Genomic DNA, 24,490 nt, shown 5'->3' with positions numbered 1-24,490 from the left:
TTTAAAACGCATCGAAATTTTCACCCAAAAATGTCATTTTACAAAAACATGCTAATTTACCTATTTTATTTACATCCGGGTCTCTTTTCTTACAATTTCTTTACTTTAGGACTTTTTTTCTGCAACAACTATTTTCTTTTCTTTAAATTTTTGGTATGTATAGTATGGTATAATAGCTCACACGGAGGTGGAAAAGAACATGTTAGAAACCTTTCAAAAAGAATTAGAACTATATGAAAGTAATGCAGAATTATTAAAAGTGCTAGCTCATCCTGTTCGTTTATGTATCGTAAAAGGATTAATCGAGCGCGGTCCAAGCAACGTTTCTACAATGTATACTGGCTTAAACATGCCACAATCTACAATTTCACAGCATTTAGCAAAATTAAAAAGCGCTAAAATCGTTTCTAGTGAAAGAAAAGGATTGGAAATTTATTACAAAGTAGAGAATGAAACAATCATTCAACTCGTTCGTGTATTATTAGGTTAGGGACTAATAATCGCAGAAAAAGAACGTATTCTATATTTTTTATCTCATATCTTTAATATAAATATATATCATGAGAGGAAATATATAATACTACATAAGTCGTATTAAAAAACAAGACACAGTATATACTGTGTCTTGTTTTTTATATTGTTACATACTGATCCAAATGTAAATGTTGCATATCTTTTGTATGTATAACAACATCAAACGAACTCCCTACTCCTCCATTTAAAATCATAGAACGAACTGCTCGATTTTGTTTTTGCGTTTCAGAAAAAGGATTCGTATCTTGATGGCTCGTAAGCTGTTCTAATATTCCTGCAGCTAACAAGAACTCAGATTGTTTCTTATGCCATACTGCACTCATTCCTTGCATACTAAACATCTCCTTTAGCTCGTCCCAATGAACATGAGTAGTAAGATCCATTTCACCTGGATGCGCTAGTGGGTTACGCATTAGCTTATGCTGATAATATCCTCGCAAACTTCCTTCGCGGTGTGCTGGATGCATCCATTCTTCTTTTGTGTATCCGTAATCAACTGTAATACATATACCTTTTTGAAACCATTTCGAAATTTCTTTTATATACTCCTCCATAACAATTGGTACTTCAAAACGTTGCCCTTCAGCAATATGAATATTATATTTCAATAAATAGCGACCAATTCTTTTATTTAACGGCCTACATACTTCTGAAAGGTTTCCTTCCTCTGTATATGTAATACGTACTTCATACAATATACCATTTCTTTTCTCAATTACTTCAACAGGAAATGCATCAAACAACTCATTCGAAAAAAGAATTCCCTCGAAAGAATCTCCCATTTCACTATAGGAGGTATAGTACGATACATTAGAAAATGAGCCAAGTTGCTCCTGCTGTAATTTCCTATGAAAAGGGCTCACTTCAATCATTGAATAGTTTAAATTAATAAAGGTGTTTGGAGATAATTGCTTCCATTCTTGTAAAACATCATAGGCAAACTTCCCTGTTCCCCCACCAACCTCACAAATATTCGAAGCAACTTCACCATTTTCAACAAGACGAATAAAAAGTTTAGCAAAAGTTTTTGCAAAAACAGAGGATACATTGCTACTTGTAAAAAAATCCCCTTGTCTTCCAATCTTTTCACGTTCTTTCATATAATATCCATGCCCCTCCGTATACAATACAAGGTTCATATACGTACTATATGAAATTGAATAATCCTTTTCTTTCCCCATCCATTCTCTTAAAATGAGCTCCATTCCCATAATGACTCCTTATTGTAAAAACGGATTATTTTCTTTTTCAAAGCCAATGCTTGTTTCTGGACCATGTCCACATAACACCGCTGTTTCATCTGGTAATACAAATAATTTCTCTTCAATACTTCCAATTAATTCAGCAAAACTTCCACCAGGCAAATCTGTTCTTCCAATGCTCATTTGGAACAATACATCTCCTGAAAATACAGCATTCGCTTCTTTAGTATAATAAGAAATACTTCCTGGAGAATGTCCTGGTGTCTCAAAAATTTCAAAATTAAATGATCCAATTGTTAATGTACCTTCTGCATCAATAATATGATCCGCTGGTTTTGCTGTAATACTGCGGTTCATCATAAAAATTTGAGAGCCGTTTACAGTTGCATCTCCTAACCAATCTGCTTCTTCTTTATGTACGTACACAGGAATATGAAAAGCGTCTCTTACGGCATCAACAGCACCGATATGATCAAAGTGAGCATGTGTTAATAAAACAGCCAATGGTTTTAATTGTTTTTCTTGTAAATATGTAACGAGCTTTTCACCTTCATGACCAGGGTCAAAGATAATGCACTCTTTTTGATCGTTCATTAAAATATAAGCATTTGTTTGTAATGGGCCTAACGGCATTTGTATCCATTTCATATGAAAATCTCCTCCAGTTATTAAACTTACTTTTAATGATACAACATTTCTTTCTCTGAGGAAAAGAAAGGATGCTATCTCGACAATCATTTTTAAAACATGTACAATATAAAAGAGTAAATATTCCAAAAACTCATAATAAGAAATGGGTAGACAGAGGAGGATATTGTATGGGCCTTGTTATTATTTTTACACTTGTCACTCTGTTAGCTGTATTTGCTACGCTTAGAACACTTCGTGAAAAAAACTTTTTCGCGAGCGGCTTTGCAATTGCAACTGTACTCGTTTTCGGATGGTTTACGATCATGACTGTTCTATATAACGGGTATCCACCAGCAGCTTAATTCGTTTACACTTTATTCTTCATCGAGATTTTACACAAAAAGAGGAAGGGTTCCCCCTTCCTCTTTTCATATTTCACAACTTATATCATCTTCGCTTCGTATTTGTGCTTTTTTACAAGCCAAGCTCCTCCGATAACACCTGCATCATTACCAAGTGTTGCAATAGCTAACTTCGTGCTCTTTACAGCACGTGAGAAAGCGTATTGCTCGAAATAGCGTTGAATTGGTTCTAATAACGCATCTCCAGCTTTAGACACGCCTCCACCAATAACAATTTTCTCTGGGTTCAATGTACTAGAAAGGTTCGCTACAGCTAATCCTAAATAAGAAGCTACTTTTTCTACTACTTCACCTGCTAATTCATCACCTTGTCCAAGTGCTTCAAAGACATCTTTTGATGTAATACGTCCTTCTTCAGCTAACATAGAACGCAACATGCTCTCTTTATTAGTCTCTTGTATTTTTTGCATAGCAACACGTACAATACCTGTCGCAGATGCTACTGTTTCTAAGCAACCAGACTTCCCGCAATTACATGGGAAAGCATTTTCTGTAACGACTGTAATATGTCCAATCTCACCAGCAGCACCACTCACGCCGTGTACAATCTCACCATTGGCGATTACACCACCACCAACGCCCGTACCAAGTGTCATACAGATTAAATCTTTTGCACCTTCACCAGCACCTTTCCACATTTCACCAAGCGCTGCTAAGTTTGCATCATTATCAATAACAACAGGTAATCCTGTTTCTACTTCTAATAAATCTTTTAGCGGATAGTTTTTCCATCCTAAATTAACCGCTTCATAAATCATTCCAGACGCCACATGTACAGGACCAGGAGCTCCCATACCAATACCAATTAATTTGCTCTTCAATTCGCCTAATTCTTCTAGCTTTTTATCAATTGCTTTCGCAACATCAAGTGTAATATGTTTTCCTTGCTCACCTGTATTCGTAGGGATTTCCCACTTATGTAAAATTTCACCGTATACATTAATAAATGCTAATTTAATCGTTGTACCACCAAGGTCAACACCAACTAACCATTTCTCTTCCATGTTGCTTACCTACCTTTATCTAATTCTTATTTAGCTCTTTTTGAATTTCTTGCTTCAATAAAAATAAAGCTGTTTGATAGTCTTGTGGATCGATTAGCTGTGATTGATTTAATTCACGCAATTCATCTTGCATTAATTGTAAATCTGCAATTCGATCTCCCGTATAAATAATCGTACCAAATTTCTTTAGCAATTGCTGAATATCATAAATAGATACCATTTCATCACCCTCTATGCTCACTTACTATAAAAAATTATAATAAGAAAACGTTCACATATTTTATTATAATCAAGAAGAAAAAGTCTCGTCAATTTTTATTTGTCTATACAAGCTTATTTATAAGCAGTGTTCCTTTTTCTGTAATAATTTTTTCTATATTTTTATCAAATGGCTCTACTGGAATGTGTTTTACCATTTGAAAATCATACGCTAATGACAGCGTTTTCCCTTTATAATGCACGAGATAACGATCATAATAGCCACCGCCGTACCCAATTCGCTCTCCTCGTTCTGTATAAGCTACGCCCGGCACAATTTGAAGATCAATTTCATCCATATTCACTTCTTCCGTAAGCCCAGGAATCGGTTCACGTAAATTCATATACACCGTTTCTAATTGATCAAAATTATTAATTTGCCGGAAGGACATCGTTCTAGTTCCTTTATTACACTTAGGAACTACAACTTTCTTTCCTTCTTCCCAAGCTTTTTCGATAATAGGATATGTATTCACTTCATTTTCCATTGAAAGAGTAATTCCAATTGTTTTAGCTTCAACCCACTCTTTTTGCGCATACAACGAAAATGCAATCTGTTCTGATAAAGTTGTATACTGTTCTTCTGATAAAGAATTCATGTGTTCTATTATTTGTTTACGTAAACGTACTTTCTCTGCTTTCACACATTCTCCCCCTTACAGTGACACTTTACTCTATGCTGATAGTGTATCACTTTTAACATAGGAATCGAATAAAAAAAAGAAACAGTAGGAAAATATTCCTACTGCTTACTTTGTTTCACGGTGTAACGTAGACTTCTTGTCACGCTTGCAATACTTTTTAAGCTCGATACGCTCAGCGTTGTTACGTTTATTTTTCTTTGAGATATAGTTACGATCTCCGCATTCTGTACATGCTAGAGTAATATTCACACGCATTCTTATTTCCCTCCAGTACTAATAACTTAAATCAGACTATACTATAATACCACTTTTAAAATAAAAATTCTACACCTTTTGATATTGTCTAATTTTTTCTATAAGATTTTTCATATTTTCCCTTGCTATTACTGGGTTTCTAGCATGTGAATACACCAAAAATTTTGGTTGTTTTGTGTCAGAAACGATATAAGACCACTCTTTTTCAGTATATTTGAACTGTACTCCTTCAAATATACCTTCTCCCTTCCTTTCTATATCATCCAATAATTTCCTCATAATTTCCCCTTTTTCATTCCATGAACATACCACTTCATCATAAAGTAAATAGAGCGGAGGTGATTGCTCTACTATGCTGAGAAACGTTTTTCCTTGCAATGCTATTAGCTCGAATAATTTTCCAATCCGATATAAAATATCTCGCTTCCACCTTACTTGAAACGACTTTCTTTCATCCTGCGTATAAAATAGAAGATAACATTCTCCTAACTTCAAAGACATTGGGTAAATATTTCCTGTCGATTCGAGTAAGAAATCTGGAATATCTACCTCTTCCAAATCTGTACCTTGGTAAATATTACTATGTTTATCGTATAACTCGAAATGATTTCCTTGCTCAGAAAACATAAGAGCCATATTCGCTTTACTTGATTTCATCAAAGCTTTCACATGATCTTTTTGTTCGCTTGCATAAATCCATGTAACTGTACAACCAAGTCTTTGCAGAAAGAGCATGAGTAAATGTTGCAACGTATCATTTCTCTTATTAATAAGAAGATGAAACTTCTGCATCTGTATTTTCTCGATATCAATATGCTCCAATATAACTTCTATATACTCATTCATAGAAACATGAACGAGCTTATTACGCCCCATTTCTTTCTCATGCACGTAATAAAACAATTCGGACATATATACTTGTTCTATCTCTTTTTGCTGCTTATACGTTAACGGCATGCCAGCTTGACCGTATAACTTTATAACAATCTCATTCTCATTCTCCACTTGAATGAAAACACCACCTGCACATTGCAACTGGTGAACACTATATTGAAAAAGTGACTCGTTCATTTCTTTACATTCCATCGTATGAATCCCTATACCATGAATAGCATGTAAAAATAAATTTTTATAAGAGGTTGTTTCTATATTTTCTTGACTTCCAATTAATATACTTTCTCCTTTTTTAAAAAGAGAACCATACGCCATCGCAATCTTCACGATAAACTGGGGAGTAATTTCAACATTCCCTCTTCCTACAATGCGGCTTTTTTGTAACCACCCTGCACTCATTTCACTCTCTTGAATACCAGCCGCTCCTACTATCGAATGACTATCAATCGCCTTATAAGGCCATAGTTTTCCTTTTTGCTTAATTACCGTACTTCTTCCGATATGACAGTGATCCGCTACAACACTTTTTTGAAACAGTGTAACATCATCTTCAACTATTGTACGCTCTCCTATTGTCGTTTCTAATAGTTCACAATACTTCCCAATGTGGGCATTTGCAAAAACAATACTTTTTTGCAGATGAGAATAATTTGAAACGATACTATTTTTCCCAATAATAGAATATGGCTCAATTACAGCTCCTGTACCAATCTTTGCTCCTTCTCCAATAAAAGAGGGGCCATGAATTTTCGTCCCTTTACCAATCGTCACCCCTTCTCCCATCCATACCATCGGTAATACTTCTGTATAAGGAATAGGTACTTGTAACTTTTTCGTTAACAAATCAAATTGTGCTTGTCGATATTGATTAAATGTGCCGATATCTAACCAATAACCTTCTGACAAATATGCGAATAACACATTTTTGTTTGCCAATAACGGAAACACATCATGACTGAAATCAAAAAATTGCCTAGGCGGTATGTAAGAAAAGATTTCTGGCTCCATAATATATATGCCTGTATTCACAACATTAGATACTACCTCATTCCAGCCCGGCTTTTCTATATATCGTGTAACCTCCTGGTCTTTATTCATTACAACCAATCCAAATGAGAGTGGATTTTCTACTTCTTTCACAAACATTGTTACCATTCTTTTCTTTTGTTCATGAAACCTAATTCCTTCTGATAATTGAAAGTCAGTTAATGCATCCCCGCTTATCACAACAAATGTTTCATCTAAAAATTGTTCTGCTTGTTTAATACTCCCTGCTGTGCCAAGCGGAGGAGAGTCTTCAAAATAATACAAGTTAACTCCCCATTTACTACCGTCACCAAAATATTGCTTAATAGTCGTACTCATATATTGAACAGTAATTGCAATTTCACGAATACCATGCTGGCGTAATAACTCAATATTATATTCTAAAACTGGTTTTTCTAATAATGGTAACATCGGCTTTGGAGTATTACATGTTAATGGTCTAAGGCGCCTTCCTTTTCCTCCAGCTAAAATAACCCCCTTCATATACTTCAGCCTCCACTTATATAATGTTCAGTAACTCCATATACCATATGTATATTCCCTATCCCACATGAACTAGCAGCATAAACTTGATTAGTTAAACACATCCTCATTTAGAAGACTATATAATTAAATTTCTAACCTATAAAAACGTACATTTCAAACAACAAGAAAGCGCTTACTATAAATTGGTAAATAATACTTATTAACGACAAACATATATACTAATTTTTCCATTACATTATGATACATCTTATCATCATAAACTAAAGGAAACAACGAGCTTTTTTTGTCATGTTTTGACTAAAAAAAGCAGGTGATTTCTCATCACCTGCTTTTTTTCCTACTCATTCAATAAATAATGCTTTCCTTTTACTAAATAAAAGACATTTTCAGCAATATTTGTAATATGATCTGCTACACGCTCAATATATCTCGCGACAAATGATAATTGTGTAATTTGCGTAATTGCTTCTGGTTGTTCCGGAACTGAAGATATAAACTCACGAATTGCTTTTCCATATATTTCATCAACGGAATCATCCATTTCAGCAATTTGTTTCGCAAAAGTTAAATTTTCTTGTTCATATGCTTCTAACGCTAAATGCAACATCTCATTTGCAACCGCAAACATTTCATCTAGGTTGTGCAAACTAACAGCCACTTCTTTTTCCCCAAGACGAATTGTAGCCTTTGCAATATTAACAGCATGATCTGCAATGCGCTCTAAATCTGTCGCTGTTTTAATTGAAATAAAAATCCTTCTTAAGTCACTTGCTACAGGTTGCTGCTTCGTAATGAGCATAAGCGCAAGATCGTTTATTTCCTCTTCTAAATTATCCATGCGGTAATCACCATCAATGACCTCTAACGCTTTCTCTACATCCCTTGTATGCAGACCTTCCATAGCAATCAATAAAGCCGCATTTGCTAATTCTCCAAGCTCAATCACCTTTTGCTGTAACGCTTTTAAATCACCTTGAAACTGTTCTCTTACCATTTTTCTTCCCCCTCAATATTATGTGCCATTATATAAAAGTGAAACTTTAATCAACCCTCATCAATCGGGATTTGATAGGCAGCAAGATCCCCTCCCTAACTTCTTTGCTTTCGCTAAATTTTAAGGTGGGGGTCTTACTGCCCGCAAATAGCGGGGTAAATCTCCTACATAGCCTCTTACGCTTGTAATAAAACTTAAGATAAGGAGAAGTATTACTTCTTTATTAACAGTAAGATAAAATAAGAAATGCCCTCTGTTAAGAGGGCATTTGCTCTTAGCTTTGAAACGATATCAACCAAAGCGACCTGTAATATAATCTTCTGTACGCTTATCTGAAGGAGTCGTAAATAATTTGTTTGTATCTGTATACTCCACAACTTCCCCGCTTAAGAAGAAAGCTGTTTTGTCTGAAATACGCGCTGCTTGTTGCATATTATGCGTTACGATAACAATACTAAAATCTTTCTTTAGCTCTTGAATTAATTCTTCTACTTTTAATGTTGAAATTGGGTCTAATGCCGATGTTGGCTCATCCATTAAAATAACGTCTGGCTCAATAGCTAAGCAGCGTGCGATGCATAGACGCTGTTGCTGTCCACCAGATAAACCGTATGCATTATCGTGCAAACGATCTTTTAACTCATCCCAAATCGCTGCTCCACGTAAACTTTTTTCAACAATTTCATCTAATGTCTTTTTGTCACGAATACCATGGATTTTTGGACCGTATGTTACATTCTCATAAATAGATTTTGGAAATGGATTTGGCTTTTGGAACACCATTCCTACATGCGTTCTTAATTCTTCAACTGGATATGATTTATCAAATATATTGCGTTCTCTATACTCAATTACACCTGTAGTTCGAACGATCGGTACTAACTCTACCATGCGATTTAATGTTTTTAAGTAAGTTGATTTACCACAGCCACTTGGACCGATAATGGCTGTAACTTCATTCTCATGAATACTTAAATTAATATCTTTTAAAGCATGGTCTTCCCCGTACCATAAATTTAAATTTTTCGTATCAAATACTACCTTCTTTGGCGCAGTCTCGATTTTCTCTTCGTTTTTCACCTGTACATTTACTACTGTTGCTACCATTTGAATTCCCCTTTCATCCACTTCCAACTTATTTTCGATTTCGTAACCATAAAACAAATATATTGATAAATAGCAACAAACCTAACAAAACAATCATCCCAGCTGCTGCTACATACTGAAATTCTTCTTGTGGCCTACTCATCCAATTAAAAATTTGAATTGGTAGAACTGTAAATCTATCAAACATACTAAATGGAACATAATTTGCAAACGCAAGTGCCCCAATAACTAATAGTGGTGCAGCCTCTCCAATTGCTCTTGATATCGCTAACGTACAGCCCGTTATAATCCCTGGGAAAGCATATGGCAATACAATTTGATACATCGTTTGCCACTTCGTAGCACCTAATCCGTAAGAACCCTCTAATAAAACACTTGGTACTGATCGAATTGCTTCTTGACTCGCCACAACGACTGTTGGTAAAACGAGTAGACTCATCGTCAATGCTGCTGCAACTATACTCTCTCCTAAATGAAGAGCATATACAAAAATAGTTAAACCAAGCAATCCAAATACAACGGATGGTACTCCTGCTAACGTTTGATTATTAATCTCTATTATTTTTTTAAATAGAGATTCCTTCGCATATTGCTCTAAATAAAGTGCTGTTCCAACTCCAAATATAAAAGAAACAGGTATAACAATACTCATAAATAATATTGTCCCTGACAAAGCTGCAGCAATACCAGCTTCTTTCGGATTACGTGAAGCGAAATTTGTAAAGAAATCTATTGAAAGATAACTTATACCTTTTTCAACAATTTGAAACAGTAACAAAAACAAAATTACGATTGAAAATAAAATTGCTATATAAAATAACAATTTGTAAATTCGATCTTTTAAAAAGCGTGATGCCATATTTTTTTGTATTTTTTTATGATTTAACATTCGCATATTATGTCATCCTCCTAAAACGGCGCATAATTGCCTGCGAAATGATATTCATAATAAAGGTAAACAAAAATAACGTTGCGCCTACAGCATACATGCTGTAATACGTAATCGTTCCATGCGGAGCATCACCTAAACTTACTTGCACAATATAGGCTGTTAACGTTTGAATAGAATGTGTCGGATCAAGCGATACATTTGGTGTGGATCCTGCTGCAATTACAACGATCATCGTTTCACCAATTGCACGAGAAGCTGCTAATATAATTGCTGCCATAATCCCTGTAAAAGCGGACGGAAACACCACTTGTTTTACCATTTCAAACCGCGTCGCTCCGAGTGCTAATGAAGCTTCTTTCGTCCCTTTCGCCACAGCTCTCATCGCGTCTTCAGATAGAGATGCAATTGTAGGCATCATCATAAATCCGATAACGATTCCTGGACTAATCGCATTAAAAAACTGTAAATCTGGTATAATCCTTTGTAAAAGCGGTGTAACAACTGTTAATGCAAAAAAACCATATACAATTGTCGGGATACCTGCTAATAGCTCTAACATCGGCTTTAATATTTTCCGTGCACTATTTGAAGCATATTCGCTTAAAAATACGGCACACGCTAAACCGATAGGAATTGCTACAAACATAGCAATTGCTGTTACAAGGAACGTTCCACATATAAGTGGTAATATACCGAATTTAGGGTCTTCAAAAAATGGTAACCATTCTTTCTCCGTCAAAAAGGAGTATAATGATATTTTTTGAAAAAACATGATTGTTTCATTAGAGAGCGTAAAAACAATGCCAAGTGTCGTCACAATAGAAACGCTAGCAATTATTTTTAGTAATAAAGGCACTATTCGATTGATTCGCTGCGTTTTTTTTCTTTGTTTTGTATTTCTTTCAATCAAATGTTGTACAGAAAATGTAATTTGACTTTTGTCATTATGAGCCAAAGATGAAAACCCCTTTCCACCCTGACATTACCTTTTTATTTCTGTTAACATACGCAGCTGTTCATTGTATTTTTCTTTTCTTAATTTTACATACCCGACCTCTTCAGCGAGGTTACCAACATGCTGAATCATAAACTCAACATAGTTTGCTACATTCATTTTATTTCGGATAGATGCATTATTCACATAAGTAAGTAGTGGCCTAGATAACGGCTTATACTTACCTGATTGAATGGTCTCTTTCGTCGGAAATACACCATTTACTTTTATTGCTTTCACCTTATCTCGATTAGCCATATAATAAGCATATCCTACAAAAGCAATGGCATGTTTATCATTCATTACCCCTTGCATAATAACTTGATCATCTTCAGACAAAGAGACTTTTTTTACAATGCGATGATTTTGTAAGATGACATTTTGAAAATAATCATACGTACCAGAGTCTACGCCTGGTGCATAAAACTTCACTTGTTCACGTGGCCATGTTGAATGAATTTGTGACCATCGCTTCTCTCTTCCATCTTCACTCCAAAGTAGTCGTAACTCGTCTACTGACATATCGTCTACCCATGTATTATGGCGATTCACAACAATCGTAAGACCGTCGTTAGCAACCTCAAAAGGTGTGAACTGAATAGAGTTTTTCTTCATTTCATTTTTCTCGACTTGTTTCATTACTCTCGAAGCATTATTTATATCTACTTCTCCTTTACTGAAACGATTAAATCCTCCCCCAGTTCCAGAAATACTGATGGAAATTTTCACGTCTGGATGCACCTTTGTATATTCCTCCGCTACTGCTTCTATAATAGGAAAAACCGTTGAGGATCCATCAACTCTCACTTCTCCCGTATCATTTAAAGCAAATGCAGTAGACATTTCAAAACAGAGGAACCATATTGATAATACGAAAACTTTAATCGGTGTACGCATCCATTTCACGTGTTCTTCCTCCTAGAAGTAACCGAAAATAACAGGATTACAGATATAAGAATACTGCTAAACTATTAATTCGGTTTTAATTGTTTGTAAAAGTTTTGTAAAGTTCCACATAAATCAACATACGGTACAATTTTAATTCAGTAGTAGCTATTCATTTCCTCTGATGATTTCCCTATAAAATATTTATCCCCTATCCTACCATATACAAGTATCATTTATACGGCCGCGTTTTTTTCAATGTTGTATACTTGTCCACATTTATTACACGATATGCATAAACCATAAAAAAAAGCACACTATCTTTTCAGATAGTGTGCTTTTTTACAACTTTTTTATTCATCATCTTGCTCTTTATTTTTATTGTCTTTATCATCTTTTGGAGCTTCACCATTTACTTCTTTGTTTTTCAAATCAAAGTAAGCGTCCATAATTTCACGACCAATATATCCATTAATACCAGTCTTATCATCATGTACCCACGGAACGACAACAGAGAATGCTACTTCTGGATCTTCAAGTGGCGCATAACCTACTAATGTTAAGTTATATGTTTCCACACGTTCACCGTTTGCCTTTCTACCAATCTCTTTATCTCCGCCATACACAGTTTGCGCGGTACCTGTCTTCCCTGCCGCTTTATATTTTGCACCTGTAAAGTATTTTGTAGCTGTACCACCTGAATCATTATAAACTTGTCTAAATCCTTCTTGAACACGTTTAATTTGCGATTCTGGCATATCAACACGATTTAATACTTTCGGTTCCATAGATTGAACAACTTTCCCAACTTCATCCGGTTTCACTGCCGGTTGACGAATTTCTTTTACAACTTGTGGTTGCATACGATATCCGCCATTGGCAATCGTCGAAATATATTGCGCTAATTGAAGTGGTGTATACGTATCATACTGTCCAATTGATAAATCTAGTAAGAAACCTGGTTGACTACTTATACCCATCTGACCAGCAGATTCATTCGGTAAATCAATTCCTGTTTTTACACCAAGTCCAAACTGTCCGAAATAATAACGCATCGTATCAAATGCTTTTTGAGGTATATCTAACGTACCACCTCTCACATACTGAACACCGGCGATATTCATCGCTGTTTTAAACATATAAACGTTAGAAGACATTTTTAAAGCTGTTAGGTCATTAATGTATCCCATCGTTTTCCAAGACGACTTCGTAGGTGTACCTTTTAATTTAATTGGTTCATCCAATTGTACTGCCCCTGGTTGAATCGCACCAGTTTGATATCCAGTAAGTACTGTTGCACCTTTTACAGTTGATCCCATCGGATAAGAACTTGTCATGGTACCTAATGCAAAGTCATTTACTTTCGTTTGGCCATCTTCGTTAACTAATTGTTTCCCCGCCATAGATAAAACTTCACCATTTTTTGGGTTCATCATTACAACGAATGCGCGATCTAAAAGAGGTTCGCTTCCTTTAAACCTCATTAAATTCTTCGCAAGAATATCTTCCACGCGCTTTTGTAATTCCATATCAATTGTTAAGTTCAAGTCATTACCGCTTTGTCCTTTTGATACATTAATCGTTTCTAAAATATTACCGTTTTTATCTGTAACATTTCTAACTTCTGCTTTCGTACCGTGCAGACTATCTTCATACTGTTGTTCAAGATAACTTTTCCCTACTCGGTCATTTCGGTTATAATCACGAACAAGATAGTAATCTAGTCTTTCTCTCGGTAAACCTTCGTCAGAAGTTGTTACACCACCAAGTACACTTCGGAACAAATCACCATCATATGCATATTTTCGTTCCCAATCAACACTTGTATCTACTCCCGGTAATTGCGCTAAATTTTCACTAATAATCGCATATTCTTCATCTGTTGCATTTTTCTTAAGAACTTGAGGTGTCATTGCATATCCGCCATCCATCTTACTCTTAATCGCTAGTATTTCTAGATCTTTTGCGGATAATTGATTAATCTCTTCTTCTGTTACACGACTTCGCTGGCGCTCGTCTAATTCTTTATCATCAATTTTTTTATCTTTAAACTCTTGACGATCTTTATTCGTAATTTTTTCTTTAGCTTCCTCTTTATGCATAGCAAGCCAATAATCTTTTTTATCGCGATCCGTTAATTTATCTGTCGGTACTTCAATCAAATCTGCTAGCTTTTTCGCTGTTTCTAAGCGATCTTCTGCAGTTGATCCTTTCATTTTTGTAAATGTAATAGTACGAATGGCTGCATTATCTACTACAGGTCGCCCATAACGGTCAAATATTTTCCCACGCGGTACAGGATTACTTATCGTTGAGTTTTCTTTCTTCTCCACTTCATTCTTATATTCTTCACCGCGAACAATTTGTACATATCCGAGCCTTACAATAACAGCGGAGAACATTAAAAACACGCAGAAAAACAGCACGTTTAACCGAAAAGGAACGTGGGTCTTTTTCTTATTTTGCTTCTGCTTCTTGCTCATACAAACCCCCTCTACCAACAGCTATGTAATGTGAAAGGGACACCTTCATACAGGTGTCCTCACTGCTGTCTTACATCTTTTTCTATTCTAGCATAAAACAAACGAGAAGTTAACCTTCTGGTTCAGTTTGGTTTTGCGCGTTCCCTTGCGTTACAACACTTGCTTTACTCGCATTTCCCTCATCATATTTGACATTTTTAACTGCAAAATAAATAAGAAAATGTCCAGCACCTAAAATACATAATAAGTAAGGTAAACTTTTTTCAGGTGGAAAGAATAGTACAGCACATAAAAAACTTAAAATGGAACAGATTCTTCCGGCGTTTAACCACAGCTCCCGAACAACGACATATTCCACACGCCATTCTCTCGCATTTTTCGCTCTACCAATTACGTCATATGTCATTGATCCGTACGGAACAAGTAAAATAGGATATGCAATTGCAATACATGCCGCATAAATAAGTAATTTCGTGTATGTAACATTGAAAATAACTAAAAAGACGACAGCATATAAAATAATGCCTCCAAGTAAAATTGCTTTTTTTCGCCACTCCTTCTTTAACATACGAGCAACTAAGTAATAACATACAAAGGATACAGCAGAGTTCACTAAACTGTATTTCCCTAATGCAAACTCACTATTAGTTGCTAAATAAACATATACTGAAATGACAAAAATAAATGTTCCTTCTCTCAATCCTTGGAAAAAATGAGCTCGTGTAATCTTTCCCCAATTTTTATCAATCCGTCGTTCTTTCAATACTTGCACGATTTCATAACGCCCTTCACATTCTCTTTTAGATAAAAAGAAGCTTAAGACGACAGCAATTGCAAATAGAACTAATGAAAGAAAGAATATAACAGTATAGCCACTCCATTTCTCCATACGTGAAATTGTGTATCCTGCTGCTATTGGTCCAATCATTCCAGAGAAGGATGTAAGAAGTCCAAGAAACCCATTAAAGAAATCTCTTGTTTCTGGTTCTGTAATTTCAAATGTCAATAAGTTAAAAGCCAACCAGTAAAAACCGTATCCTACTCCTAAAAGAGCCCCCATTAATAAAATATACTGAGAAGCACTTTTCCCTGCTACTAAGACAACAATAAAAAAAATTGCGAGCGTCCCTACTCCTATTCGTAATAAAATCGAGCGATCGATACGTTTCGCTAATTTTCCCCCTACAAGAAATGTGAGAGGCTGTAATACCACGCTGGCTAAATTATACAAGCCAAGATTCACATAATTTTGTGTTTGTTTCCATAAATAAATATTTACAAACGTATTCGATAAAGAAATTGCGAGCGTGTATAAACCTCCTATAAGGAGTAATAACACTAAATCCCGATTCACTTCAACGTCACCAATTATATGTTTCCATTTCATACACAACTCTCCTTTACTTCATGTTCTAGTCTTCCAAAGACAAGCCCAATTATGTAAAAGGAAAGCATAGAAAAAAGCTAGGAGCTCTCCCCTAGCTTTTTCTATATTTATTACGATTATTTTGCTTCTTGGTAACGTTTTTCAGCAGCGTTCCAATCTACAACGTTCCAGAATGCGCCGATGTAGTCTGGACGACGGTTTTGGTAGTTTAAGTAGTAAGCATGCTCCCAAACATCTAAACCGATAACTGGAGTTTTACCTTCAGTTAAAGGAGAATCTTGGTTTGGAGTGCTTGTTACTTCTAACTCACCATTGTTTACTACTAACCAAGCCCAACCAGAACCGAAGCGAGTTGCGCCAGCTTTTGCGAATTCTTCTTTGAATGCATCGAAGCTACCGAATTTTGCTTCAATTGCAGTTGCAAGTTCACCTACAGGTTGTCCTCCGCCGTTTGGAGATAGGATTGTCCAGAAGAATGTATGGTTAGCATGTCCGCCACCATTGTTACGTACTGCTGTACGGATTGCTTCTGGTACTTCGTTTAAGTTTGCAACTAATTCTTCTACGCTTTTGTCAGCTAATTCTGCATGACCTTCTAAAGCAACGTTTAAGTTTGTAATGTACGTGTTGTGATGTTTTGTATGATGGATGTTCATTGTTTCTTTGTCAAAGTGAGGCTCTAAAGCATCATACGCATAAGGTAAATTTGGTAATTCGTGTTTTGCCATTGTTATATTCCTCCCAGTTTATGTATTGCCACTTAAGTGACATACAACTTCATTCTACCCTAATTGCCATAGGGTGCAAACAAATAAATCACATTGTCTTGCTATCATTAAAGTAGCAAAATTCCCACTTCTTTTCAATTAAAATGCTCATATATTCCGTAAAAAAAGCTTCCTTCTACAAGGAAGCTTCCTGCTAACATAATAAACATGCGAAATGGATATGGACCCTGTAGGACTCGAACCTACGACCGGACGGTTATGAGCCGTCTGCTCTAACCAGCTGAGCTAAGGGTCCACAATTATGTATGTAACAACATATCAAATAAAGGAATTCCTATCGGATATGCTCTTTAAGAAATGTAAGATAAATTTACCATATAGAAAAGAAAAGTGTCAATTGTATTTTTCTTATTTAAAAGAAGAAAGTTAATAAAAGAAATTTAGTTATCTCCACTATATGTAAATATAATATATCTTGAGATTCTCTAGATTCCTACGTTACAATGATTTTATACATACATAAAGGAAGTGAATCTATGTCCATATTTACCCAATTCATAAAAAGCATATACTCGCCTAAAGATATGGCGCTATTCCGTTTTCAAAAAATCGGTAAAACCATTTTGTATATTATGCTACTTTGCTTAATTACTACTATTCCAAGAACTTTTTTGTACGGTAGTTTTATCCAGGATGGTGTTGGCATGGTAAATCAAGTCATCGATAAAGATTTACCTGATTTTAAAATCGAAAATGGCGAACTAAAAGCCGATATTGATCAACCTATTGAAAAAGAAGAAGGAAATACACTTTTCGTATTTGATCCAAATTCAACAGACCTAGAAAAATATCAAAATAAAACAGGTTTATTTGTTTTAAAAGATAAAGTAGTCTCTATGGGAAATGGTCAAACACAAACGTATTCTTATAACGATTTGTTAGGTGCATCTCTTGAGAAAAAAGATCTACAAGAATTCATTTCTTTATTCGATAATATTTATCCAATTTTATTATTTGTTATTGGATTCTTAGTGTACCTATTCCAATTATTCATAACTTTTGTAGGCGTGACTTTACTTGCGTTCATCGGTTCTGCTATGAGCGGTCAACGTAAACTATCCTATAAACAAGTTTGGACACTAACTGCATACAGCTACACAATTCCAACAATCTTCTTTATGATTATGGATGCATGCAAGATTGTCGTACCTGGATCAACATTCATCTATATCGCAGTTGTTTTAATTGTTCTGTACTTAACAATTAAAGAAGTTCCAAAACCGAAAGAAAAATAAGAACGAAAAAAAATGCCTAAATAGGCATTTTTTTTTTGGACAAGCATATATTCCTAGCAAAGGAGTGAAGAATATGAAGAGATTAGGTATATTCCTATTCGTGCTTGTTCTCGGTTATATATTTTATTACGATATAAAAATCGGTACTTTACCGATGTTAAGTTCATATAAAAAAACAACTGCTGCTCAAACAATTAAAAAAGAAAACACAGACAGTCAACAAAATAAAGCGAACAAAACAGAAAAAGAAACGGATGTATCTTATAAAACAATTGAAGTAAAAACTGGTGAGACAGTTCTTTCTATTACAGAACAAATTAACAAGAAAAAAATTCCTTCCATAGAAAAAGTCATTGACGACTTTAAACAATTAAACAAAAGTACCTCTGCTACAAAAATACAAATTGGAAAGTCTTATAAATTCCCGTTATATCAATAAGCTATCACTTAATCCTTGTCAATTACATAAAGGCGCTGATACAATAGTAAAAGTGAAACCGAGTACTTCGGTTTCTATAGCCCTATATCACGTATACTATCATTGATATGAGGGACTAAATAAGAAACTTCTTTTATAAGGAGAGCGATCTATTCGTGAATGAAATGACTCATCGTACAAAAACACGTCCAGTTAAAGTCGGTAATTTAACAATCGGCGGTAATAATGAATTAATTATACAAAGTATGACAACAACAAAAACACATGATGTTGAAGCAACAGTTGCTGAAATCAAGCGTTTAGAAGAAGCCGGCTGTCAAGTCGTCCGCGTTGCCGTTCCAGATGAACGCGCAGCAGATGCTATTGCTGATATAAAAAAACAAATCAACATTCCACTTGTTGCTGATATTCATTTTGATTATCGCCTTGCTTTAAAAGCAATTGAAGGTGGCATCGATAAAGTACGTATCAATCCAGGTAATATTGGTCGTCGCCATAAAGTAGAAGCTGTTGTAAATGCAGCAAAAGAGCGCGGTATTCCAATCCGTATCGGTGTAAACGCTGGTTCATTAGAGCGACACATTTTAGAAAAGTACGGGTACCCAACTGCAGATGGTATGGTTGAGAGCGCGCTACATCATATTAAAATTTTAGAGGACTTAGATTTCCACGATATTATCGTATCTATGAAAGCCTCTGATGTTAACTTAGCAATCGAAGCATACGAGAAAGCTGCTCGTGCTTTTGATTATCCATTACATTTAGGTATTACAGAATCTGGAACATTGTTTGCCGGAACTGTAAAAAGTGCTGCTGGTCTTGGAGCAATCTTAAATAAAGGCATCGGAAATACACTACGTATTTCATTAAGTGCTGATCCAGTTGAAGAGGTAAAAGTTGCTCGCGAATTATTAAAATCATTCGGTCTTGCGTCTAATGCAGCAACACTTATCTCTTGTCCAACTTGTGGTCGTATTGAAATCGATTTAATTAGCATTGCTAACGAAGTGGAAGAATACATCTCTACACTTCAAGTACCAATTAAAGTTGCAGTACTTGGTTGCGCTGTAAATGGCCCTGGTGAAGCTCGTGAAGCTGATATCGGTATTGCCGGTGCACGTGGAGAGGGATTATTATTCCGTAAAGGGCAAGTCGTTCGTAAAGTGCCAGAAGAAATAATGGTAGAAGAACTGAAAAAAGAAATCGACGTAATTGCTGCTGAAATGGCTGCTGAACGAGAAAAAGAAAAAGAAAAAGAAAAAGAGACACAAGAACAATAAAAAGAAGGTTGCCACAATATTTGTGAGCAACCTTCTTTTCTACGTAAAAAAGCTCGTCAGTTATATAACCGACGAGCTTTTACTTTGCACATTTTGGACAACGACCATATATTTCAAACTTATGACCCGTTACTTCATAACCGGTAAAATCTTTATTCATAAAATCCATTGGGCAGGAAGTAATCTCTTTCGTTCCCCCACAATCCAAACAAATAAAATGATGATGATGTTCCATAATAGAACAAGTAAAACGAAAATGTTTTTCACCATTTAATTCCGTTTGTTCTAAAACACCAATCTCAGCAAAAACTGTTAAGTTACGATAAATCGTATCAAAACTAAGCCCTGGATAATCGTCCTTCATATGCTCTAAAACGTCTTTCGCAGTTAAATAACGATTATGTGCTGCAAATAATCTGAGCATCTCTTCTCTTTTTCCAGTATGTTTGTATCCTTTTTCTTTCATTAGGCGTAAAGCTTCTGTTAGATTCATACCTATCCCTACTTTATGCAGTTTTTTTCTTCTTCCATAAAATCGCACCGATTAAAATAAGAACTGCTATCATAACAATTGTACCACCTGGCGCTAGATCAAGTTGATACGAAGCAAACATTCCACCAATTACTGCAATTTCACCAAATAAAATGGAAAAGAAAATTGTTTGTTTAAATCCTTTAGCAATACGAATACTTGCTGCAACTGGTAACGTCATTAATGATGATACCAGAAGAACCCCCACTACACGCATTGATACTGCAATGACAAGAGCAACTAATATAATGAAAATAAAGTGAATCCATTTCGCTCTTAAACCAGTTGATACTGCGTATTCCTCATCAAATGATAATAGAAACAGCTCTTTATATAATAAAATAATTGTCGCAACAACAACAATTGCTACAATCCCAATAATAATTAAATCTGTACTTGTTACAGCACTGACACTACCAAATAAATAACTAAATAAGTCTGTGTTAAATCCATTTGCAAGTGAAATGAAAATAACTCCAACCCCCATCCCTGCCGAAAGGATAATTGGAATTGCTAATTCTTGATAGTGCTTATATACAGTTCGTAACTTTTCGATTAGTAGCGCTCCACCAATCGAGAAAATCATCCCCATATATAAGGGGTTTAAAAATCCACCTGTAAAAATGGTTTTTTCAAGTAATAAACTTGCTGCAATACCCGATAACGTCACGTGACTTAATGCATCCGCAATAAGAGATAAACGACGAATAACAACAAACACACCAATTAGCGGTGCAACAAGTCCAATTAAAATACCAGCGTATAAAGAATTACGTAAAAAGTCATATTGTAAAAAATCTTGTATCATTATATCCTCCCGTGATGCTCATGTTCGTGTTCTAAACGATGAACATGATGTCCATATAAGACGGACATTTCTGCATCTTCTAACTCTCGGAACTTCTCTACATTTCCATGGAAATGTAGATGTTGGTTTAGGCATGCAACATGTGTTACTTTTTCAGTAACAGCTCCCATATCATGAGTAACAAGAATTAATGTGATCCCGAGCCTTTTGTTTAAATCCTCTAATATTTCGTAAAAACTTTCCACATTTTTCACATCGATTCCAACAGTAGGCTCGTCCAAAATAAGCAATTCAGGATCACTAACGAGCGCACGAGCAATAAATACACGCTGTTGCTGTCCACCAGAAAGCTCTCCAATGTTACGACCTTGAAACTCACTCATCCCTACATCAGCAATTGCTTTTTCTACCTTTTTCTTATCCTCTTTTGTGAAAAAGCGAAAAAGCCCTTTTTTCGAAACAAGTCCCATTGACACAACTTCAGAAACAGTTGCTGGAAAACCAGAATTGAAACTATTTGCCTTTTGGGATACATAACCAACTTTGTTCCATTCCTTAAACTTCTTACTATCAACGCCAAACACGCGAATGCTTCCTTCTTTTGGCTTTAAAACACCTAATAAACACTTAAGTAAAGTTGATTTACCTGAACCATTCGGTCCCACTAAACCTAAAAAAGCTCCCTTCGGAACTTGCAAATTAATATTTTCTAACACATTCCGATCTTCATATCGGAATGTTAAACCTTCAATTTCTAATATATTATTCATAGCATCTCACCTATTTTAATTCAGAATGATTCCGATTTATATCTATTTGAATTATAGTACAGCTTATTATAGTTGTAAACCAATCTGCCTAAAATATATCTATTTTTTCAAGAAACCTTACTATTATAACAAAAAGCAGAGAAAAATTCTCTGCTTCCGAAAAATATTCCTATAAACTTTTTAGTGAATAGCCGATTTAAACTTACCACCATTTGTCTCTTGCGTGCTCATAATCGTAACAAATGCATTTTCATCAATTTCATGCACAATTGATTTTAACTTCGTCACTTCTAGACGCGTTACAACTGCATAAATAACTTCTTTTTCTTTATCCGTGTAACCACCTTTCGCTACAAGCTTTGTAGTTCCACGGCCAAGACGATGCAAAATCGCGTTTGATACTTCCTCATATTGATCAGATACAATTAAAACCGCCTTCGTTTCATCTAGCCCTTGAATTACTGTATCGATCGTTTTAAATGCGATATAGTACGTCATAACAGAATACATCGCTTGTTCCACACCAAACACAAATGCTGCCCATGCAAAAATAAATAAGTTCACAAACATTACGAATTCACCAACAGAGAATGGTAATTTCTTCGTTAATAAAATCCCCATAATTTCAGTTCCATCTAGCGATCCACCATGACGAATTACAAGTCCTACACCAAGACCTAAAATAAGACCACCAAACACTGTCGCTAAAATAGGTTCTGTTGTAAATGGTGGTACCGCATGTAACGTTGACTCAATGAAAGCTAACGCTACAATACCAAATGTCGAAGATAACATAAATGTTTTTCCAATTTGCTTATAACCGGAATACATAAATGGGATATTGAGAACAACGACTAAAGTAGAAAAACTTAACCACCAAATGTTAGGAGTAAGATAATCTAATATAAGAGAAATACCAATAATTCCACCATCAATAATTTTATTTGGCATTAAAAATAGTTCAATTGCTACCGCCGCGCATGCTGCTCCAAAAATAATCATAACTAAACGATAAATGAGATGAATAACACTTTCTTTTCGATGTTGCTTTTGCTCCATAAGTCCTCCCTTTACTCTTTTTCTGTAGTTTTGTCCTTATATTATAACATACGCTTCTTTTCCTCATGAAAAAGAAACTCCACACGAATATGTACAAGCTATATGCTCATATATTTCGATAGAAGAACGCGTGAAGGAGGATAATAAGATGAACCTCATTAAACAAATTGTTAATAAAAAATTAAATCATATTTCTACAAAAGAGCTATTAAAATATAGCAAAGAATATGAAGTTCCCATTACAGCCGCACAAGCTGATCAAATCGTTTTACTTATGAAGGGTAAAAATATTAATATTTACGATAACAACGAGCGACTAGAGCTTTTAAAACAAATCGCAAAAGTAACTTCCCCTGCCACTGCCCAACAAGTAAATACATTATTTCAGCAACTACTAAAATAAGGAGGGGATTTCCCCCTCCTTATTGCGCTTTAATTTTTTCAAGAAGCCCTTCATCAAAAGTGCCGTTTTTCAGCATTTCGATTTCCAATTTGTATGGTGGCTTCTTATCTTTTTTATCTTCCCCTACATACGGTGTTTCAAGAATTTTTGGTACATGCATTAACTGTGGATGATGTACAATGTGATGCAATGCTTTATACCCAATGTGACCAAATCCAATGTTTTCATGACGGTCTTTTCCTGCTCCGCGTACATTTTTACTATCATTAATATGAAGTACTTGTAAACGATCTATACCAACGATCTTATCAAATTCGTTTAATACGCCGTCAAAGTCATTTACAATATCATATCCTGCATCGTGCGTATGACACGTATCAAAGCATACAGATAGCTTTTCATTATATTTTACACCATCAATAATCTTTGCAATTTCTTCAAAGCTACGACCGCATTCTGTTCCTTTTCCTGCCATCGTCTCTAACGCAATGTTAACCGTCTGTTCTGGCGTTAATACTTCATTAAGCCCTTTAATAATTTGTTGAATACCAGCATCTGCTCCAGCACCAACGTGCGCTCCTGGGTGAAGAACAATTTGTTTCGCTACACCTAATGCCGATGTTCTTTCAATTTCCATGCGAAGAAAGTCTACGCCTAATTGGAATGTTTCTGGCTTCGTCGTATTCCCAACATTAATAATATACGGCGCATGGACGATAATTTCCTCAATTCCGTTCAGCTCCATATGTTTTCTTCCTGCTTCTATGTTCAATTCTTCAATTGGTTTTCTTCGTGTATTTTGCGGTGCACCTGTATAAATCATAAACGTTGTTGCACCGTATGAAACAGCCTCTTCACTTGCTGCTAATAACATTTTCTTACCACTCATGGAAACATGAGATCCAATCTTTAACATACAATCACCTCTTCAATATACAATAGATATAATGATAGCATAATTTGTAGAAATATGTAGTGAATTGTTTGTTCACAAAAGACGCACTACACAAATTCATATGACTATTTAGACAGACTATACTCTTCATTTAAATTAGCGG

General features: G+C 35.3%; 26 protein-coding genes and 1 tRNA gene. 6 read left to right on the top strand and 21 right to left on the bottom strand.

The genetic code is table 11. The features are described 5' to 3' along the window. Window positions 1-199: 199 nt before the first annotated feature. Entirely contained in the window at window positions 200-490 is a 291-nt protein-coding gene (locus tag ACZDYH_RS02100; RefSeq protein WP_000894377.1) for an ArsR/SmtB family transcription factor, read from the top strand. 142 nt (window positions 491-632) lie between these two features. Here ACZDYH_RS02100 and ACZDYH_RS02095 read toward each other — a convergent pair whose 3' ends face one another. Next, window positions 633-1,745 (bottom strand): class I SAM-dependent methyltransferase, encoded by a 1,113-nt coding sequence (locus ACZDYH_RS02095; protein ID WP_000525152.1) that lies wholly within the window; start codon window positions 1,743-1,745, stop codon window positions 633-635. Between the two features lie 9 nt (window positions 1,746-1,754). Then, window positions 1,755-2,384, bottom strand: coding sequence for an MBL fold metallo-hydrolase (locus tag ACZDYH_RS02090; RefSeq protein ID WP_000871236.1), 630 nt, complete (start codon window positions 2,382-2,384; stop codon window positions 1,755-1,757). Between the two features lie 170 nt (window positions 2,385-2,554). On the opposite strand from ACZDYH_RS02090, the gene ACZDYH_RS02085 reads away from it, so the two are divergent. After that, window positions 2,555-2,728: a DUF2759 domain-containing protein gene (locus tag ACZDYH_RS02085; protein ID WP_000524852.1), complete on the top strand. Its 174-nt coding sequence runs from the start codon at window positions 2,555-2,557 to the stop codon at window positions 2,726-2,728. Window positions 2,729-2,808: 80 nt separating this feature from the next. Here ACZDYH_RS02085 and glcK read toward each other — a convergent pair whose 3' ends face one another. The 14 genes from glcK to ACZDYH_RS02015 form a co-directional block, all read right to left on the bottom strand. Then, a complete protein-coding gene (glcK, locus tag ACZDYH_RS02080) occupies window positions 2,809-3,792 on the bottom strand; it encodes a glucokinase (protein ID WP_000391701.1) in 984 nt (327 codons plus the stop codon). Between the two features lie 19 nt (window positions 3,793-3,811). After that, window positions 3,812-4,012, bottom strand: coding sequence for a YqgQ family protein (locus tag ACZDYH_RS02075; protein WP_000253699.1), 201 nt, complete (start codon window positions 4,010-4,012; stop codon window positions 3,812-3,814). Window positions 4,013-4,115: 103 nt separating this feature from the next. Then, window positions 4,116-4,694, bottom strand: a complete 579-nt coding sequence (locus tag ACZDYH_RS02070) for a 5-formyltetrahydrofolate cyclo-ligase (RefSeq protein ID WP_000642750.1) — start codon at window positions 4,692-4,694, stop codon at window positions 4,116-4,118. A gap of 105 nt (window positions 4,695-4,799) precedes the next feature. After that, window positions 4,800-4,949, bottom strand: coding sequence for a 50S ribosomal protein L33 (gene rpmG, locus ACZDYH_RS02065; RefSeq protein ID WP_001265616.1), 150 nt, complete (start codon window positions 4,947-4,949; stop codon window positions 4,800-4,802). Between the two features lie 69 nt (window positions 4,950-5,018). Continuing rightward, entirely contained in the window at window positions 5,019-7,373 is a 2,355-nt protein-coding gene (locus tag ACZDYH_RS02060) for a sugar phosphate nucleotidyltransferase (RefSeq protein ID WP_000679336.1), read from the bottom strand. Window positions 7,374-7,713: 340 nt separating this feature from the next. After that, window positions 7,714-8,370, bottom strand: coding sequence for a phosphate signaling complex protein PhoU (phoU, locus tag ACZDYH_RS02055; RefSeq protein ID WP_000251240.1), 657 nt, complete (start codon window positions 8,368-8,370; stop codon window positions 7,714-7,716). 291 nt (window positions 8,371-8,661) lie between these two features. Next, window positions 8,662-9,477, bottom strand: coding sequence for a phosphate ABC transporter ATP-binding protein (gene pstB / locus ACZDYH_RS02050; protein WP_000226686.1), 816 nt, complete (start codon window positions 9,475-9,477; stop codon window positions 8,662-8,664). Between the two features lie 28 nt (window positions 9,478-9,505). Further along, a complete protein-coding gene (gene pstA / locus ACZDYH_RS02045; protein ID WP_001242557.1) occupies window positions 9,506-10,372 on the bottom strand; it encodes a phosphate ABC transporter permease PstA in 867 nt (288 codons plus the stop codon). Window position 10,373: 1 nt separating this feature from the next. Continuing rightward, a complete protein-coding gene (gene pstC / locus ACZDYH_RS02040; protein ID WP_000940917.1) occupies window positions 10,374-11,324 on the bottom strand; it encodes a phosphate ABC transporter permease subunit PstC in 951 nt (316 codons plus the stop codon). 27 nt (window positions 11,325-11,351) lie between these two features. Next, window positions 11,352-12,269: a PstS family phosphate ABC transporter substrate-binding protein gene (locus ACZDYH_RS02035; protein ID WP_000871830.1), complete on the bottom strand. Its 918-nt coding sequence runs from the start codon at window positions 12,267-12,269 to the stop codon at window positions 11,352-11,354. A gap of 332 nt (window positions 12,270-12,601) precedes the next feature. After that, complete coding sequence (locus tag ACZDYH_RS02030; RefSeq protein WP_474885585.1) at window positions 12,602-14,731, bottom strand: peptidoglycan D,D-transpeptidase FtsI family protein; 2,130 nt, start codon at window positions 14,729-14,731, stop codon at window positions 12,602-12,604. A gap of 109 nt (window positions 14,732-14,840) precedes the next feature. Continuing rightward, window positions 14,841-16,118, bottom strand: coding sequence for an MFS transporter (locus ACZDYH_RS02025; RefSeq protein ID WP_000871384.1), 1,278 nt, complete (start codon window positions 16,116-16,118; stop codon window positions 14,841-14,843). Window positions 16,119-16,234: 116 nt separating this feature from the next. Continuing rightward, the gene (gene sodA / locus ACZDYH_RS02020) at window positions 16,235-16,846 is read right to left on the bottom strand and encodes a superoxide dismutase [Mn] (protein WP_088314527.1); all 612 of its coding nucleotides are present in this window, start codon (window positions 16,844-16,846) and stop codon (window positions 16,235-16,237) included. Window positions 16,847-17,067: 221 nt separating this feature from the next. Beyond that, window positions 17,068-17,141, bottom strand: a tRNA-Ile gene (locus tag ACZDYH_RS02015). 241 nt (window positions 17,142-17,382) lie between these two features. On the opposite strand from ACZDYH_RS02015, the gene yqgB reads away from it, so the two are divergent. The 3 genes from yqgB to ispG all read left to right on the top strand — a co-directional run bounded on the left by yqgB (window position 17,383) and on the right by ispG (window position 19,860). Continuing rightward, complete coding sequence (gene yqgB / locus ACZDYH_RS02010) at window positions 17,383-18,141, top strand: protein YqgB (RefSeq protein ID WP_139848821.1); 759 nt, start codon at window positions 17,383-17,385, stop codon at window positions 18,139-18,141. 73 nt (window positions 18,142-18,214) lie between these two features. Next, window positions 18,215-18,580, top strand: a complete 366-nt coding sequence (gene yqfZ, locus ACZDYH_RS02005) for a protein YqfZ (protein ID WP_000825414.1) — start codon at window positions 18,215-18,217, stop codon at window positions 18,578-18,580. Window positions 18,581-18,744: 164 nt separating this feature from the next. After that, window positions 18,745-19,860 carry a flavodoxin-dependent (E)-4-hydroxy-3-methylbut-2-enyl-diphosphate synthase gene (gene ispG, locus ACZDYH_RS02000; protein ID WP_440022411.1) on the top strand — a complete coding sequence of 372 codons (1,116 nt, stop codon included), beginning with the start codon at window positions 18,745-18,747 and terminating at the stop codon, window positions 19,858-19,860. 79 nt (window positions 19,861-19,939) lie between these two features. Here the strand turns inward: ispG and ACZDYH_RS01995 are convergent, their stop codons facing one another. The 4 genes from ACZDYH_RS01995 to ACZDYH_RS01980 all read right to left on the bottom strand — a co-directional run bounded on the left by ACZDYH_RS01995 (window position 19,940) and on the right by ACZDYH_RS01980 (window position 23,029). Further along, window positions 19,940-20,353, bottom strand: a complete 414-nt coding sequence (locus ACZDYH_RS01995) for a Fur family transcriptional regulator (RefSeq protein ID WP_001054516.1) — start codon at window positions 20,351-20,353, stop codon at window positions 19,940-19,942. Window positions 20,354-20,366: 13 nt separating this feature from the next. After that, on the bottom strand, window positions 20,367-21,200 hold the full coding sequence (locus ACZDYH_RS01990) for a metal ABC transporter permease (protein ID WP_000613815.1): 834 nt from the start codon (window positions 21,198-21,200) through the stop codon (window positions 20,367-20,369). Continuing rightward, window positions 21,200-21,970: a metal ABC transporter ATP-binding protein gene (locus tag ACZDYH_RS01985; RefSeq protein ID WP_001059662.1), complete on the bottom strand. Its 771-nt coding sequence runs from the start codon at window positions 21,968-21,970 to the stop codon at window positions 21,200-21,202. The genes ACZDYH_RS01990 and ACZDYH_RS01985 overlap by 1 nt, the downstream gene beginning before the upstream one ends. Window positions 21,971-22,150: 180 nt before the next feature. Beyond that, complete coding sequence (locus ACZDYH_RS01980) at window positions 22,151-23,029, bottom strand: YitT family protein (RefSeq protein ID WP_000435963.1); 879 nt, start codon at window positions 23,027-23,029, stop codon at window positions 22,151-22,153. A 148-nt stretch (window positions 23,030-23,177) separates the two neighbouring features. Between ACZDYH_RS01980 and ACZDYH_RS01975 the strand changes: the two genes are divergently transcribed. Next, window positions 23,178-23,432, top strand: coding sequence for a DUF2624 domain-containing protein (locus tag ACZDYH_RS01975; protein ID WP_001048954.1), 255 nt, complete (start codon window positions 23,178-23,180; stop codon window positions 23,430-23,432). A 19-nt stretch (window positions 23,433-23,451) separates the two neighbouring features. On the opposite strand, the gene ACZDYH_RS01970 is transcribed toward ACZDYH_RS01975, so the two are convergent. Then, on the bottom strand, window positions 23,452-24,348 hold the full coding sequence (locus ACZDYH_RS01970; protein ID WP_000912460.1) for a deoxyribonuclease IV: 897 nt from the start codon (window positions 24,346-24,348) through the stop codon (window positions 23,452-23,454). Window positions 24,349-24,490: the final 142 nt, after the last annotated feature.

This window comes from Bacillus sp. EB V-12 (assembly GCF_056158125.1).
This window is presented reverse-complemented; position numbering and strand designations above follow the sequence as displayed.

Bases quoted from the DNA above. Each gene is read 5' to 3' on its own strand.
- ACZDYH_RS02075 (WP_000253699.1), bottom strand. From the start codon at position 4,012: ATGGTATCTATTTATGATATTCAGCAATTGCTAAAGAAATTTGGTACG.
- yqgB (WP_139848821.1), top strand. From the start codon at position 17,383: ATGTCCATATTTACCCAATTCATAAAAAGCATATACTCGCCTAAAGAT.
- ACZDYH_RS02060 (WP_000679336.1), bottom strand. From the start codon at position 7,373: ATGAAGGGGGTTATTTTAGCTGGAGGAAAAGGAAGGCGCCTTAGACCA.
- ispG (WP_440022411.1), top strand. From the start codon at position 18,745: ATGACTCATCGTACAAAAACACGTCCAGTTAAAGTCGGTAATTTAACA.
- ACZDYH_RS01995 (WP_001054516.1), bottom strand. From the start codon at position 20,353: ATGAATCTAACAGAAGCTTTACGCCTAATGAAAGAAAAAGGATACAAA.
- ACZDYH_RS02085 (WP_000524852.1), top strand. From the start codon at position 2,555: ATGGGCCTTGTTATTATTTTTACACTTGTCACTCTGTTAGCTGTATTT.
- glcK (WP_000391701.1), bottom strand. From the start codon at position 3,792: ATGGAAGAGAAATGGTTAGTTGGTGTTGACCTTGGTGGTACAACGATT.
- phoU (WP_000251240.1), bottom strand. From the start codon at position 8,370: ATGGTAAGAGAACAGTTTCAAGGTGATTTAAAAGCGTTACAGCAAAAG.
- rpmG (WP_001265616.1), bottom strand. From the start codon at position 4,949: ATGCGTGTGAATATTACTCTAGCATGTACAGAATGCGGAGATCGTAAC.
- ACZDYH_RS02030 (WP_474885585.1), bottom strand. From the start codon at position 14,731: ATGAGCAAGAAGCAGAAGCAAAATAAGAAAAAGACCCACGTTCCTTTT.
- ACZDYH_RS02025 (WP_000871384.1), bottom strand. From the start codon at position 16,118: ATGAAATGGAAACATATAATTGGTGACGTTGAAGTGAATCGGGATTTA.
- ACZDYH_RS02090 (WP_000871236.1), bottom strand. From the start codon at position 2,384: ATGAAATGGATACAAATGCCGTTAGGCCCATTACAAACAAATGCTTAT.
- ACZDYH_RS01970 (WP_000912460.1), bottom strand. From the start codon at position 24,348: ATGTTAAAGATTGGATCTCATGTTTCCATGAGTGGTAAGAAAATGTTA.
- ACZDYH_RS01980 (WP_000435963.1), bottom strand. From the start codon at position 23,029: ATGGAGCAAAAGCAACATCGAAAAGAAAGTGTTATTCATCTCATTTAT.
- pstA (WP_001242557.1), bottom strand. From the start codon at position 10,372: ATGCGAATGTTAAATCATAAAAAAATACAAAAAAATATGGCATCACGC.
- yqfZ (WP_000825414.1), top strand. From the start codon at position 18,215: ATGAAGAGATTAGGTATATTCCTATTCGTGCTTGTTCTCGGTTATATA.
- ACZDYH_RS01990 (WP_000613815.1), bottom strand. From the start codon at position 21,200: ATGATACAAGATTTTTTACAATATGACTTTTTACGTAATTCTTTATAC.
- ACZDYH_RS01975 (WP_001048954.1), top strand. From the start codon at position 23,178: ATGAACCTCATTAAACAAATTGTTAATAAAAAATTAAATCATATTTCT.
- pstB (WP_000226686.1), bottom strand. From the start codon at position 9,477: ATGGTAGCAACAGTAGTAAATGTACAGGTGAAAAACGAAGAGAAAATC.
- ACZDYH_RS01985 (WP_001059662.1), bottom strand. From the start codon at position 21,970: ATGAATAATATATTAGAAATTGAAGGTTTAACATTCCGATATGAAGAT.
- sodA (WP_088314527.1), bottom strand. From the start codon at position 16,846: ATGGCAAAACACGAATTACCAAATTTACCTTATGCGTATGATGCTTTA.
- ACZDYH_RS02100 (WP_000894377.1), top strand. From the start codon at position 200: ATGTTAGAAACCTTTCAAAAAGAATTAGAACTATATGAAAGTAATGCA.
- ACZDYH_RS02095 (WP_000525152.1), bottom strand. From the start codon at position 1,745: ATGGGAATGGAGCTCATTTTAAGAGAATGGATGGGGAAAGAAAAGGAT.